The organism is Streptomyces rhizosphaerihabitans (genome assembly GCF_025399795.1).
GTDB lineage: Bacteria > Actinomycetota > Actinomycetes > Streptomycetales > Streptomycetaceae > Streptomyces > Streptomyces rhizosphaerihabitans.
Genome location: NZ_JAODTZ010000062.1, coordinates 12,620 through 26,603, shown reverse-complemented (window position 1 = coordinate 26,603; position 13,984 = coordinate 12,620). Strand labels below are relative to the sequence as shown.

The window sequence follows — 13,984 nt, the reverse complement described above, 5'->3', positions numbered from 1 at the left end:
TCCCTCACAGGGAGATCTCGCCATGCCCGGAATGTCCCGAAAGGCGGCCGTCGCGCTCGCCGCCTCCGCCTCGATAGCCCTCCTCGCCACCGCCTGTACCGGCCAGTCCGACGCGGGCGGAAGCGACGACGCGTCCAAGGAGCAGACGATCAACTTCTGGCACGCCTGGAGCTCGGAGAACGAGGTCAAGGCCGTGAAGTCGCTGGTCGCGGGCTTCGAGAAGGCGCACCCCAACATCCACGTGAACGTCGTCGGCAACATGACCGACGACAAGATCAACCAGGCGCTGCGCGCGGGCGGCGACAAGGCCCCCGACGTGGTCTCCTCCTTCACCACGAACAATGTGGGCAAGTTCTGCTCGTCCGGCGCCTTCATCGATCTGAACCCCTTCTTCAAGAAGGCGCACATCGACCCGCAGACGACGTTCCCGAAGGCGATGAACGAGTACACCCAGTTCGAAGGCAACCGCTGCACGGTGCCGCTGCTCGGTGACGCGTACGGGCTCTACTACAACAAGGACGCGTTCAAGAAAGCCGGGATCAGCAGCCCTCCGAAGACCTGGTCGGAGTTCGAGACGGACGCCAAGAAACTCACGATCTCCAAGGGCGACTCCTACTCCCAGCTCGGCTTCATGCCGGACTACCACGGCTGGGAGTCCACCACCGAGCACTACTTCGGGCAGTTCTCGCCGACGTACTTCGACAGCAGCGGCAAGTCGAACATCGCCAAGGACCCCGCTTTCACCGCCGGGTTCACCCTTCAGAAGAAGCTGGTCGACGAACTCGGCGGCTTCAAGAAGCTGGAGACCTACCGTTCCAAGCTCGGTGACGAGTGGGGTATCAAGCACCCCTTCCACACCGGTCAGGTCGCCATGCAGCTCGACGGCGAGTGGCGGCTCGGGATGGCCGAGGAGGCCAAGCCGGACTTCGAGATCGGCGTCGCCCCGCTGCCCGTCCCCGACGACCGGGCGGACCAGTACGGCAAGGGCTACATCACCGGCACCATCGCGGGCATCGCGGCCACCAGCAAGAAGCAGAACGCGGCCTGGGAGCTGGTCAAATACATGACCACGGACACGGACGCGGTGGTCGGCTTCGCCAACGACATCCACAACGTGCCCTCGACGCTCGCGGCCCTCAAGTCGCCGAAGCTGAAGTACGACCCGCGGTTCAAGACGTTCCTGGACATCGCCTCGAACCCGAACTCGACGACGACCCCGGCGTCCATCAACGGCGGCACCTACCTCGTGACGATCCAGCAGTTCGGATACGACTACGAGAGCGGCAAGTCCACGGATCTGAAGGCGGGTCTGGAATCCACCGCCCAGCAGATCGACACGGACATCGCGCAGGCGAAGTAGCCGCACGCCGATGAGTACTGTCACGCTCACCTCCAAGCGCCGCCGTTCGGCGCTGCGGACCCTCGCCTTCATGTCGCCCTGGCTGATCGGGTTCGCGGTCTTCTTCGCCTATCCGCTGATCTCGACCGTCTACTTCTCCTTCATGCACTACGACGGCTTCAAGCCGCCGACGTGGAGCGGAACGAAGAACTGGAAGTACGTCTTCGAGAACTACCCGCTGTTCTGGCCCGCGTTGCGCAACACCCTGTGGCTGGTCCTCGTCATGGTGACCCTGCGGGTGCTGTTCGGACTCGGTGTCGGACTGCTGATCACGAAGATCAAGACAGGTACGGGTGTCTTCCGCACCCTCTTCTATCTGCCCTACCTCGCCCCGCCGGTGGCGGCCACCATGGCCTTCGCCTTCCTCCTCAACCCCGGTACGGGGCCGGTCAACTCGCTCCTGGACAAGGCCGGCATCTCGGCTCCGGGCTGGTTCAACGACCCCTCCTGGTCCAAGCCGGCCCTGACCCTGCTGGCCCTGTGGGGCATCGGCGACCTGATGGTCATCTTCATGGCCGCGCTGCTCGACGTGCCGACCGAGCAGTACGAGGCCGCCGAGCTGGACGGCGCCTCGGCCTGGCAGCGCTTCCGTTACGTCACCCTGCCGAACATCTCGCCGATCGTGATGTTCGCCGTGGTGACCGGCGTGATCCAGACCATGCAGTACTACACGCAGCCGCTGATCGCGGGGAAGGTCGCCTCGGGCGTCATCCAGGGCGCCGGCACGCAGTTCGAGCCCGGCTATCCCGACAAGTCGACGCTCACCCTGCCCCAGCTCGTCTACAACCTCGGCTTCCAGCGCTTCGACTACGGCTCCGCCTGTGTGGTCGCGCTCGTGCTGTTCGCCCTGTCCATGGTGTTCACCGCGTTCCTGATGCGGCGCCGGGGCGGTCTCATCCAGGCAGGTGACTGACCGATGACTCAAGTACTCGACAAGCCGGTGGAGTTGACCGCGCCCGTCTCTCCAGCCGAGCGCACCGCACGCCGCAGGGCCCTCCTGGAGTGGGTCGCGATCCACTCCCTCGGCGTCGCGGCCGCCCTGTTCTTCGTGCTGCCCTTCGTGTTCGTGTTCCTGACCTCGCTGATGAGCGACAGCCAGGCGCTCAGCCGCGATCTGATCCCGCACACCTGGGAGTGGGGCAACTACAAGAAGGTCTTCGAGACCCCGGGCTTCCTCACCTGGTGGAAGAACACCCTGCTGTACGCGGGCTTCGGCACCGTACTGACCGTCGTCTCGTCGATCCCGGTCGCCTACGCCCTCGCCAAGTTCCGCTTCCGCGGCCGGAATCTGTCACTGATGCTGGTCATCTCGATGATGATGCTGCCGCCGCAGGTCGTGATCATCCCGATGTACCTGTTCTGGGCGAAGCAGCTGGACCTGTCCGGCACGCTGTGGCCGCTGATCATCCCGATGGCGTTCGGGGACGCGTTCTCCATCTTCCTGCTGCGCCAGTTCCTGATGACCATCCCGAACGAGTACCTGGACGCGGCCAAGGTGGACGGGTGCGGGGATCTGAGGACCCTGCTGAAGGTCGTCCTGCCGATGGCGAAGCCCGGCATCGCGGCCGTCGCGCTCTTCCAGTTCTTCTACGCCTGGAACGACTACTTCGGCCCGCAGATCTACGCCTCCGAGAACCAGAACGCCTGGACCCTCTCGTACGGCCTGGAGTCGTTCAAGGGCGCGCACCACACCGACTGGAATCTCACCATGGCCGCGACCGTGCTGGTCATGGCCCCCGTGATCCTCGTGTTCTTCTTCGCGCAGAAGGCGTTCGTCGAGGGTGTCACGCTCACCGGAGTGAAGGGCTAACCATGAAGCTCACCGTGGTCGGCGGAGGGTCGACCTACACCCCCGAACTCATCGACGGTTTCGCGCGGCTCAGGGACACCCTGCCCGTCGAGGAGCTGGTCCTCGTCGACCCGGCCGCCGAACGCCTGGAACTGGTGGGGGGCCTGGCCCGCCGGATCTTCGCCAAGCAGGGCCACCCGGGCCGGATCGTCACGACGTCCGACCTGGACGCGGGGGTCGAGGGCGCCGACGCGGTGCTCCTCCAGCTGCGCGTCGGCGGCCAGGCTGCCCGCGAGCAGGACGAGACCTGGCCGCTGGAGTGCGGCTGCGTCGGGCAGGAGACGACGGGCGCGGGCGGCCTGGCCAAGGCGCTGCGGACCGTTCCGGTGGTGCTGGACATCGCCGAGCGGGTCCGCCGGACCAACCCGGACGCGTGGATCATCGACTTCACCAACCCGGTGGGCATCGTGACGCGCGCCCTTCTCCAGGCCGGCCACAAGACGGTCGGCCTGTGCAACGTGGCGATCGGCTTCCAGCGGAAGTTCGCCGGACTGCTCGGGGTCTCCCCCGCCGATGTGCATCTCGACCATGTGGGCCTCAACCACCTCACCTGGGAGACCGGTGTGCGCCTGGGCGGTCCCGAGGGCGAGAACGTGCTGCCCAGGCTGCTCGCCGAGCACGGCGGCGCCGTCGCCGAGGACCTGCGCCTGCCGCGCGCCCTGGTCGAGAGCCTCGGCGTCGTCCCCTCGTACTACCTGCGCTACTTCTACGCGCACGACGAGGTCGTCCGGGAGCTGCGCACCAAGCCCTCCCGGGCCGCCGAAGTGGCCGAGATGGAGCGGCAGTTGCTGACGATGTACGGCGACCCGGCGCTCGACGAGAAGCCGGAGCTGCTGGCGAAACGGGGCGGCGCCTACTACTCCGAGGCGGCCGTCGACCTCGCCGCCTCGCTGCTCGGCGGGGGCGGCAGCCCCTACCAGGTGGTGAACACGTACAACCGGGGAACCCTGCCGTTCCTGCCGGACGACGCAGTGATCGAGGTGCAGGCCGCGGTCAACGCCAAGGGGCCCTCGCCGCTGCCGGTGCCGGCCGTGGACCCGCTGTACGCGGGACTCATGGCGAACGTGACCGCGTACGAGGACCTCGCGCTGGAGGCCGCCCTGCGCGGCGGGCGCGACCGGGTCTTCCGGGCACTGCTCGCGCACCCCCTGGTGGGCCAGTACGCCTACGCCGACACCCTGACCGACCAGCTGATCGCGCACAACCGGGAGCACCTCGCGTGGGCATGACCTCGACGGAATCCGGCGCCGGGACGGCCGCCGGGTCCGGCCCCGCCGGCCTCGTGCTGGCCATCGACGCGGGGAACAGCAAGACCGACGTCGCCGTGGTGGCCGCGGACGGCCGGGTGACCGGCACCGCGCGCGGGGGCGGGTTCCGCCCCCCTGCGGTCGGCGTCGAGACGGCGGTGGACGCGGTCGCCGACGCCGTGCGGCGGGCCTTCGCCGAGGCGGGCGTCACCGCGGTCGACCATGTCTCCGCCTGCCTCGCCAACGCCGATCTGCCGGTGGAGGAGGAGCAGTTGGCGGCCGCGCTGCGCGCACGGGCATGGGGCGCGGGAGTGGAGGTGCGCAACGACACCTTCGCGATCCTGCGGGCCGGGATCGCCGAACCGCGCGGTGTCGCCGTCGTCTGCGGGGCCGGCATCAACTGCGTCGGCATGCGGCCCGACGGCCGCACCGCCCGCTTCCCCGCCATCGGCCGTATCTCCGGTGACTGGGGCGGCGGCTGGGGTCTGGCGGAGGAGGCCCTGTGGCACGCGGCGCGGGCCGAGGACGGCCGGGGCGGACCGACCGCGCTGGCCCGCACGCTGCCCGCGCACTTCGGCCTGGACTCCATGTACGCGCTCATCGAGGCGCTCCACCTGGAGCACATCGGCAACGCGCGGCGGCACGAGCTGACCCCGGTGCTGTTCGCCACGGCGGTGGACGGCGATCCGGTGGCCCGCGGACTCGTCGACCGGCTCGCGGACGAGGTGGTCGCGATGTCCACGGTGGCCCTGACCCGCCTCGGCCTGCTCGACGAGGAGACTCCGGTCCTGCTCGGCGGCAGCATCCTCGCCGCCCGCCATCCTCAGCTCGACGACCGCATCCACGAACTCCTGGCCGCCCGCGCGCCCAAGGCGGTCCCCCGGGTGGTCACGGCCCCGCCGGTGCTGGGGGCGGCGCTGCTGGGCCTGGACCACGTACGGGCCCAGGACGAGATCCACGCGCGCGTGCGGGCCTTCTACGAACGGGGCTGAGGAGGCCGGCGGGGAACGGGACCGACGAGGCGCCCGGGGCGGGTGGTTCCGGTGCCGGCGCACGCCGGCCCCCGGACCGCCCATGACCTGGCGTGAAGGGGCGGGAACCAAACAGAACCGGAACACGTGTTCATGGGAGGGGGTGGCGCGGGGGAATCGTGCTGCGCCGTGATCCGAACAAGATCCAGGCAAGGCCTGTGCGGATGCCGGTCCCGGCGGCGATACTTGCCGCCGTGCACGTACGCCGGTGGGCCGCGCTTCCCGCGTCCGCGGCGAGCGCGACCGACCGGATGACCATGGGGGAGGTCAACAGTGACACACCCGCCGAAGGGCAGCGCGGCGCCACCGGAGCGAGGTGCGCCCACGATGCCGGCCGTGCCGGCGCAGTCCGGGCCTCCCGGGCCGCCGGGCGGATTTCCCCTGCCGCAGGCCGGGTTCGGCGCCCCGCAGAGCGTCCCCCCGGCTCCCGGCGCCCCGCCGCGGCGTACGGCGTGGGCCGAGGGTGTGGACCGGCTGCGTACCGCGGCGACGACGGAGCCGGGGCGGCTGCGGATCATCGGCGCAGTCCTCGCCCTGCTGGTCGTCGCGTTCGGCGCCGTCACCGCCTGGCAGATGACGGAACGTTCGGCCGCCGCGGACAACGTGCTGCACAGCAGCCAGCCGCTGAGCGCGAGCGCGGCGGACATCTACCGCTCCCTCGCCGACGCCAACACCGCGGCCTCCAGCGGCTTCCTCGCGGGCGGCCAGGAGACGAAGGCCTCCCGCGACCGCTACGAGGGGGACATCAGGACGGCGGCCGCGAAGCTGATCACCGCGGCCAACAGCGCGGATCCCGGCTCCCCTTCGGCCAGGACCATCTCCCAGCTGAACGAACTGCTGCCCGAGTACAAGGGTCTGATCGAGCGGGCCCGCGCCAACAACCGGCAGGGCTACCCGCTGGGCGGCGCGTATCTGCGGTACGCGAACGACAAGATGCAGCACGACATGCTCCCGAAGGCCGGACAGCTCTACGACAGGGAGAACCAGCGGCTGAGCGCCGACTACGCCGACGCGAAGCCCTACCCGTGGGCCGCGATCGCCCTCGGTCTCGTCGTGCTCGGCGCCCTCGCCTGGGCCCAGCGGCGCAACTACCGCCGTACGAACCGGGTTCTGAACCAGGGCATGGCCGCCGCCACCGCGGCGTCCCTCGTCGTGCTGCTGTGGCTCACCGTCGGGCACACGGTCGCCCGGTCCGGGCTGAACGAGTCCTACGACCACGGGGTCCGTTCCCTGAACATGCTGCACGCCGCCCAGATCGCGTCCCTGAAGGCCCGCGGCAACGAGAACCTCACCCTGGTCAGCCGGGGCGCCCAGACCAAGACCCTGGCCGACGGCAAGACGACCGTGGACCTGTACGACTACAGCTTCGACCAGGACATGAAGACGCTCACCAAGAGCCTCTCGGTGGCCGCGGGCCTCGCGGACGACCAGGCGGGCGAGAAGCCCGTACAGGCCGCGACGGCCAACATGAAGGTCTGGGTGCAACGGCACAAGGAAGCCCGTAGGGCCGACAACGACGGCAAGTACCAGCTCGCGCTGGACCGGGTCATCGGCTCCGCCGACAAGAAGCCCACGGGCGACTGCTTCGACGGCGTCGACAAGAACCTGAAGCTCGCGCTGACGCACGAGGAGAGCGAGTTCCAGCGGGCGGCGAGCAACGGCCTGGGTGCCATGACCGGTCTCCCGGTCGGCGCCGCGGTCCTCGCCGTGCTGGCCGCGGCGGGCGCCGTGTTCGGCATCGGGCGCAGGCTTTCGGAGTACCGGTGAGAGGGGGAGCGGCGATGATCGCACGACGCCTGAGGGCGAGCCTGAGGGGCTGGGGCGGCGTGGGCGCGATGGCCGTCGCCTGTGCGACGGCCCTGGTCCTCGCGCTGCTGCTGCCGGACTCCGCGCGCGGGGACGGCGACACGGGCGTCGGCGGGCAGGGCCTGGTCCGGGGCACCCAGGCCAGGGCCACCCGGTGCACCGACCCGCAGAACCTGAGTCCCGCCCCGTCGGACGCGGACGGGACGACGATCGAGGCCATCAAGAACCGCAAGGACCGGCGGCTGATCGTCGGCGTCGACCAGAACAGCTACCACTGGGGCTACCGCGACCCGAACAACCCGGAGGCCGGCAGCGACCTGGAGGGCTTCGACATCGACCTGGTCCACGCGATCGCCAAGGACATCCTGGGCGACGAGAACGCCGTCCAGTTCCGGGCCGTCCCGACCAGCCAGCGCATCCCCGCGATCCAGAGCGGCAAGGTCGACATGGTGGTCCGCACCATGACGATCACCTGTGACCGTCTGAAGCAGGTCGCTTTCTCCGCGCCCTACTTCAAGACCGGCCAGCAGGTGCTGGCCCCGGCGAAGTCCGGAATCACGGGGTACGACAAGACCCTCGCCAAGAAGAGGATCTGCTCCGCGAAGACCTCCACCGCGTACGACCGGCTCACGGCTGACCGGAAAACGGGCAGGCTGGTCTCCTCCGCAGACATCGCCCCTCCCGTGCCCAACCAGCTCGACTGTCTGGTGCGTCTCCAACTGGGCGAGGCCGACGCGGTGGTGACGGACGGCGCGCTCGCCGCGAGCCAGGCCGCCCAGGACCCCACGGTCGAGCTCAAGGGCCACACGTTCACCACCGAGTACTACGGCGTGGCGATGAAACAGGGCTCCGAGGATCTGGTACGCCGGGTCAACCGGATCCTCGCGGACTACCGCAAGGACGGCTGGCAGCAGTCGTACGACAAGTGGCTCGCTCCGACCCTCGGGGCGAACGCCCCCTCGGAGAACCCGCCCGTCGCCCAGTACAAGTGACCGACCTGATACGACTGGAGAGTTGCCCGGCCGCTCGCACCGAGCGCGCGGGGAACGCACGAGAACGAGAGGTGATCGATGGGCGTCACGGGACCCCCCGGGCCGGTGATGGACCGGGACGAGGCGGACCGTGCGCTGGCGCGCCTCGGCGCGGAGCACGAGGCCATCGAGACCTCGCTCCTCGCCCTGCAGGACCACGCGGGCCGCAGACTCCTGGAAGGCGCCGAACTCACCGGCACGACCAAGGAGCGCTGGGCGTCCGCGGAGGCGTCGATCACCTTGCTGTGGGCGTACTTCGACGCGTACGCGGACGCGCTGCGCTCCGCGCGCGAGATCCGTTCCCGCAGACGCTGGTCCAGCCGTGAGGACCTGGTCGAACTGACCGAGCTGCTGCGCGGTTCGGGCATCACGGTCGCCGGTTCCACCACGGCCACCGCGAACGCGCCCACCCTGGCCGGCACCGGCAAGCTCAGCGAGCGGTTCTCGCTGGCCGCGCTGGTGGACCGGATGAACGAGCTGTACGCGACCTCGCTCGACATGGTCGTGACCGCGGACGCGGTGTGGTCCGCGCTGCCCGCCCGGATCGATTTACTGGCCGCGGAGCTCCAGCGCACCCGCACGCTCGCGCACTCCGTGGGCGTACGCCCCGGGGAGCACCCTTCGGGCGACGACCTGGAGCGGATCACGCGGACGCTGACCACCTTGCGCGAGCGGGTGGTCTCCGATCCGCTGGCCTTCTGGGTTCCCGCGCAGGGGAGTTCGGCCCCGGGCGGCGGACGCCCGGACACGACGGTGTACGACCGTGAGGCGCGCGCTCTGGAGGAGGTGCGCCGGGAGATCGACGCGGTGCTCACCGTGCGGCAGGACGCGGAGGCACGGCTGGTGAAGCTGCGGGACGTGCTCAGCCGCGCGGACCGCACGCTCGCCGAGGCGCGCAGTGCCCGCGGTGAGGTGCTCGCGAAGATCGCCGCGTCCGAGGTACCGGCCGTCAGCGGTCCGCCGACGGCTTTGCAGGAACAGCTGGCCACGGCCGCGGAGTACCGCAGGCACGCGCAGTGGCACCGCCTCTCGCCCCTTCTGGAGGCGCTGGAGGAGAAGGCCGAGGACGAACTCCTGCGCGCCCGCGAGTCGTTGGGCGCGGTCACCCAGCCACTGGCGGTCCGCGCGGAGCTGCGCGGCCGGCTGGACGCGTACAAGGCGAAGGTCGCCCGGCACGGCTTCGCCGAGGACCCGTTCCTGGTGGAGCGCTACGACGCGGCCCGGCGCATGCTGTGGAGCGCTCCCTGTGATCTGCGGGTGGCGGAGGAGGCGGTGCTGCGCTACCAGCGGGCGGCCGCCGAGCTGCTGAGCCCGCAGGTGCCCGAGCAGGGCGGGCCTCATGACCGTGCGGACCGGAGGGGGCCCGACGCGTGAGCGTTGAAGGGGATACGGCGTGAGTGAGCAGCCGGTGAGTGAACAGAAGTGCGCGCGGCCCGGTTGTGAGGGGTCGTACGAGGACATGGGCGGCGGCGAGCTGTACTGCGACACGTGCGGGCTCGCCCCGGTCGTACCGGCATCGGGGTCCACCCGGTCCGGAAGCGTGCCCGCGCCGGGTGCGGGCGAGCAGCCGGTGAGTGAGCGGACGTGCGGTCGGCCCGGTTGCGAGGGGTCGTACGAGGACATGGGCGGCGGCGAGCTGTACTGCGACACGTGCGGGCTCGCCCCGGTCGTACCGGCATCGGGGTCCTCCCGGTCCGGGAGCGGCCAAAAATCCGGCGAGGGCATGGTGAGTTCGCCGCCGACCGGTTCGTCCGGGGGCGGCCGTGGTTCGCGCGGCTCCGACAGCAGCAGCGCGCGCGGCGGTTCACGCGCCAGCGCGCGCACGTCGTCGCGCTCCTCGCAGTCGCGGCGCTCGGTCTCCGGGCGGCTGTCGCGGTCCCTGTCGTTGTCGGGCGGTTCGACGGGCCGTTCCGTGTCGGTGCGCAGCTCCGGCTCGACGGCGGCCTCCTCCGGGCGGGGCCGGCTCGGTGCCGGGCTCGTGGAGGTACCGGGGGTGCCGCGGCCCGACCCGCGCGAGATGGTCCTGGAGAACCCGGAGGTGCCCGAGCGCAAACGGTTCTGTTCGCGCTCCGACTGCGGTGCCCCGGTGGGGCGTTCACGCGGAGAGCAGCCCGGTCGCACCGAGGGGTTCTGCACGAAGTGCGGCCACCCGTACTCGTTCGTGCCGAAGCTGCGCACCGGTGACATCGTGCACGGCCAGTACGAGGTGATGGGCTGTCTGGCGCACGGCGGGCTCGGCTGGGTGTACCTCGCCGTCGACCGCGCGGTGTCCGACCGCTGGGTGGTCCTCAAGGGTCTGCTCGACACGGGCGACCAGGACGCGATGGCGGCCGCGATCTCCGAGCGGCGCTTCCTCGCGGAGATCGAGCACGCCAACATCGTGCGGATCTACAACTTCGTCGAGCACCTCGACCAGCGGACGGGTTCGCTGGACGGGTACATCGTCATGGAGTACGTGGGCGGCAAGTCGCTCAAGGAGCTCGCCAACGGGCGCCGTACGGCGGACGGCAAGCGCGACCCGCTACCGGTGGAGCAGGCCTGCGCGTACGGTATCGAGGCCCTGGAGGCCCTCGGTCATCTGCACAGCCGCAACCTGCTGTACTGCGACTTCAAGGTCGACAACGCGATCCAGACCGAGGACCAGCTCAAGCTGATCGACATGGGCGCGGTGCGCAGGATGGACGACGAGGAGTCGGCCATCTACGGCACGGTGGGCTACCAGGCCCCCGAGGTGGCCGAGGTGGGTCCCTCGGTCGCCTCCGACCTCTACACCGTCGCCCGTACGCTCGCCGTCCTCGCCTTCGACTTCCAGGGCTACACGAACGTCTTCGTGGACTCCCTGCCCGACCCCGACAACATCGAGGTCTTCCGCCAGTACGAGTCCTTCTACCGGCTTCTCGTCCGGGCCACCGACCCGGACCCGGCCCGCCGTTTCGCCTCCGCGCAGGAGATGTCCGAGCAGCTGACCGGCGTGCTGCGCGAGGTGGTCTCGCTCCAGACGGGGCGTGCCAGACCGGCGCTGTCGACGCTGTTCGGACCCGAGACCAAGGTCACGGACACGGAGCTGTTCGGGAAGGCGGCCGAGGACGTGTCGCGACTGGGGGCCCGCGTGGTCCCCGTACGGGTGAGAAAGGGCGCGCCTTCGCTGCCCGCGGGGACGAACGGGACCCGTCCGCTGCCTCCTGGGCCGGCCTCCACCGCCGTGGTCAAGTCCGTTCAGGCGGTGGCCACCGCGCTCGCGCTGCCCGTCCCCCGGGTGGACCCGGGCGACCCGAACGCCGGTTTCCTCGCGGGGCTCATCGCGTCCGCGCCCGCGGAGCTGATCGCCGCGCTGCGGGCGGCGCCGGCCGGTTCACCGGAGCTGCGGCTGCGGGAGCTGCGGGCCCGCCTGGAGATGGGTGAACTGAGCGGCGCGGGCGCGGCCGTCGAGGCGCTGGAGACGGATCACCCGGACGACTGGCGGGTGGTCTGGTACCGCGGTGTCACGGCGCTGGCGACCGGCCAGAACGAGATCGCGGCGCTGTCCTTCGACGCGGTCTACGACGCCTTCCCCGGCGAGCCCGCGCCCAAGCTGGCGCTGGGCGTCTGCGCGGAGGTGCTCGGTCAACTGGACAACGCCGCCGAGTACTACCGTTTGGTGTGGACGACCGACCCCAGCTATGTGAGCGCCGCGTTCGGGCTGGCCCGGGTGCAGCTCGCGGCGGGGGACCGCCGTGGCGCCGTACGCACCCTGGAATCCGTACCGGAGTCGTCGATCCACTACACGGCGGCCCGAGTCGCCGCCGTGCGGGCACGGCTGCGGCAGCGGCCGGCCGCGGAGACGGCGGCGCCGCCCTTCCTGAACGATCTGACGGCGGCCGCCGGGCAGGTGGAGGCGCTCGACGGATTCGGTCTGGACGCCGTACGGCGCGAGCAGTTGTCGACGGAGGTCCTCGGCTGCGCGCTGGACTGGGTACTCTCCGGTAGCCAGGGTTCCGCTCCGGCCTCCGGCGGTGGACCTGCGCTGCTCGGCAGCGCGTTGGACGAGCGCGGCCTCCGTTTCGGCCTCGAACGTTCGTACCGGACGCTGGCCCGGCTCGCGCGGGGCGGCGAGGAGAGGATCGACCTGGTGGAACGTGCCAACCGTTACCGCCCCCGGACGTGGGTGTGATTGATGTCCCAGATGCCCCAGCCGACGGCCCTTTCGCGGTGCCCCAGTTGCGAGGAGCCGCTGGAGGCGGCCGACCGTTTCTGCGGTGCGTGCGGCTACGACCTTTCGGCGGTGTCCGCACCGCCGCAGGACCACCCCACGATCACCATGAACGGAACCTCGGCCGGCCTTCCGCCGGCCGCCCCGTCCGTGGACTGGCCCCTGGCGCCCGAGGTCGACAGCGCGGACGTGTCCGCGCCGGTGCACCGCGCCGCCGATATCCGGGGCACCGATTCGGGTGGTTCCGAACTGCCGCATCCTGAGCACCCGGAACACCCGCACGGGGATCCGGCGGGGGTCCGGCCGTCCGTCGCCAAGCGACCCGCCGGACAGCCCTCGGGCGTACGGTTCGACCGGCCGTCGGAGCCCGACGAGTACCCGCTCGCTCCGCCGGCCGGCGAAGTCCGGACCGCTGAGGGCCACCCGGCCGACGGCCCGGACCGCGAGGTCCCCGCCGATCCCCGGACCGCCGACCTCCCGGCGCCCCCCGCGGGCGCCAAGGTGTGCGTGGCCTGCCGTTCGGGCCAGGTGGACACCGACGGCTACTGCGAGAACTGCGGACACGCGCAGCCACGGGAACGGGACCACATGGAACAGGAGTTGGGCGCCGTCGCCGCGGTCAGCGACCGGGGTCTGCGCCACCACCGCAACGAGGACGCGTTCGCGATCTCCTCGACCGCGCTGCCCGACGGCTCCCCCGCGGTCGTCGCGGTCGTCTGCGACGGGGTCTCCTCCGCGACCCGCCCGGACGAGGCCTCGCTCGCCGCGTCCCGTGCGGCCAACGAGTCGCTCCTGGCGGCTCTTCCGCTGGGCACGCACCCCCAGCAGGCCATGCACGAGGCGATCGTCGCGGCCTCGGAGGCCGTCAACGCGCTGGCGGATCCGTCCACCGCGCAGGGCGAGCACGCTCCGCATGTGAACGCGCCCGCCTGCACCATCGTCAGCGCCGTCGTCACGTCCGCCCTGCTGATCGTCGGCTGGGTCGGCGACAGCCGCGTCTACTGGATCCCCGTCGACCGCTCCTCACTGCCGGCCCGGCTCACCGAGGACGACTCGTGGGCCGCGCAGATGGTCGCCGCGGGCCTGATGAACGAGGCGGAGGCGTACGCCGACGAGCGCGCCCACGCGATCACCGGCTGGCTCGGCGCCGACGCCTACGAACTGGAGCCGCACACCGTCTCGTTCAAGCCGGACCGGCCGGGTGTGGTCGTGGTGTGCACCGACGGTCTGTGGAACTACGCGGAGGCGGCCGAGGACATGGCCGAGGTCGTCCCCCTCGACGCCGCCGAAAGGCCGCTGCACAGCGCCCAGGTTCTGGTCGGCCACGCCCTGGACGGCGGGGGCCACGACAACGTAACAGTGGCCGTCATGCCGTTCCCCGCCCCCTCGCAGGGGGCAGGATCGGCCTGAGGCCGCGAACGAACGGGGGCGG

The 13,984-nt window shown here is 70.9% G+C and carries 10 protein-coding genes; all 10 read left to right on the top strand.

What is annotated here, in order from left to right; genetic code table 11:
* The first annotated feature begins 22 nt into the window (after positions 1 to 22).
* The 10 genes from N4G66_RS38995 (at position 23) to N4G66_RS38950 (ending at position 13,962) form a co-directional block, all read left to right on the top strand.
* The gene (locus N4G66_RS38995) at positions 23 to 1,360 is read left to right on the top strand and encodes an ABC transporter substrate-binding protein (RefSeq protein WP_261709038.1); all 1,338 of its coding nucleotides are present in this window, start codon (positions 23 to 25) and stop codon (positions 1,358 to 1,360) included.
* Between the two features lie 10 nt (positions 1,361 to 1,370).
* Positions 1,371 to 2,312, top strand: a complete 942-nt coding sequence (locus N4G66_RS38990) for a carbohydrate ABC transporter permease (RefSeq protein WP_261709037.1) — start codon at positions 1,371 to 1,373, stop codon at positions 2,310 to 2,312.
* A 3-nt stretch (positions 2,313 to 2,315) separates the two neighbouring features.
* The gene (locus N4G66_RS38985) at positions 2,316 to 3,209 is read left to right on the top strand and encodes a carbohydrate ABC transporter permease (protein WP_261709036.1); all 894 of its coding nucleotides are present in this window, start codon (positions 2,316 to 2,318) and stop codon (positions 3,207 to 3,209) included.
* A 2-nt stretch (positions 3,210 to 3,211) separates the two neighbouring features.
* Positions 3,212 to 4,477, top strand: a complete 1,266-nt coding sequence (locus N4G66_RS38980; protein ID WP_261709035.1) for a 6-phospho-beta-glucosidase — start codon at positions 3,212 to 3,214, stop codon at positions 4,475 to 4,477.
* Positions 4,474 to 5,487: an N-acetylglucosamine kinase gene (locus N4G66_RS38975; protein ID WP_261709034.1), complete on the top strand. Its 1,014-nt coding sequence runs from the start codon at positions 4,474 to 4,476 to the stop codon at positions 5,485 to 5,487. Before N4G66_RS38980 ends, N4G66_RS38975 begins: the two co-directional genes overlap by 4 nt.
* Before the next feature lie 366 nt (positions 5,488 to 5,853).
* Positions 5,854 to 7,293: a hypothetical protein gene (locus N4G66_RS38970; protein ID WP_261709033.1), complete on the top strand. Its 1,440-nt coding sequence runs from the start codon at positions 5,854 to 5,856 to the stop codon at positions 7,291 to 7,293.
* A 14-nt stretch (positions 7,294 to 7,307) separates the two neighbouring features.
* Positions 7,308 to 8,324, top strand: coding sequence for a glutamate ABC transporter substrate-binding protein (locus tag N4G66_RS38965; protein WP_261709032.1), 1,017 nt, complete (start codon positions 7,308 to 7,310; stop codon positions 8,322 to 8,324).
* A 78-nt stretch (positions 8,325 to 8,402) separates the two neighbouring features.
* On the top strand, positions 8,403 to 9,737 hold the full coding sequence (locus tag N4G66_RS38960) for a hypothetical protein (protein WP_261709031.1): 1,335 nt from the start codon (positions 8,403 to 8,405) through the stop codon (positions 9,735 to 9,737).
* 85 nt (positions 9,738 to 9,822) lie between these two features.
* A complete protein-coding gene (locus N4G66_RS38955) occupies positions 9,823 to 12,513 on the top strand; it encodes a serine/threonine-protein kinase (protein WP_391858961.1) in 2,691 nt (896 codons plus the stop codon).
* On the top strand, positions 12,514 to 13,962 hold the full coding sequence (locus tag N4G66_RS38950) for a PP2C family serine/threonine-protein phosphatase (RefSeq protein WP_261709030.1): 1,449 nt from the start codon (positions 12,514 to 12,516) through the stop codon (positions 13,960 to 13,962).
* Positions 13,963 to 13,984: the final 22 nt, after the last annotated feature.

Bases quoted from the DNA above. Each gene is read 5' to 3' on its own strand.
- N4G66_RS38995 (WP_261709038.1), top strand. From the start codon at position 23: ATGCCCGGAATGTCCCGAAAGGCGGCCGTCGCGCTCGCCGCCTCCGCC.
- N4G66_RS38990 (WP_261709037.1), top strand. From the start codon at position 1,371: ATGAGTACTGTCACGCTCACCTCCAAGCGCCGCCGTTCGGCGCTGCGG.
- N4G66_RS38985 (WP_261709036.1), top strand. From the start codon at position 2,316: ATGACTCAAGTACTCGACAAGCCGGTGGAGTTGACCGCGCCCGTCTCT.
- N4G66_RS38980 (WP_261709035.1), top strand. From the start codon at position 3,212: ATGAAGCTCACCGTGGTCGGCGGAGGGTCGACCTACACCCCCGAACTC.
- N4G66_RS38975 (WP_261709034.1), top strand. From the start codon at position 4,474: ATGACCTCGACGGAATCCGGCGCCGGGACGGCCGCCGGGTCCGGCCCC.
- N4G66_RS38970 (WP_261709033.1), top strand. From the start codon at position 5,854: ATGCCGGCCGTGCCGGCGCAGTCCGGGCCTCCCGGGCCGCCGGGCGGA.
- N4G66_RS38965 (WP_261709032.1), top strand. From the start codon at position 7,308: ATGATCGCACGACGCCTGAGGGCGAGCCTGAGGGGCTGGGGCGGCGTG.
- N4G66_RS38960 (WP_261709031.1), top strand. From the start codon at position 8,403: ATGGGCGTCACGGGACCCCCCGGGCCGGTGATGGACCGGGACGAGGCG.
- N4G66_RS38955 (WP_391858961.1), top strand. From the start codon at position 9,823: ATGGGCGGCGGCGAGCTGTACTGCGACACGTGCGGGCTCGCCCCGGTC.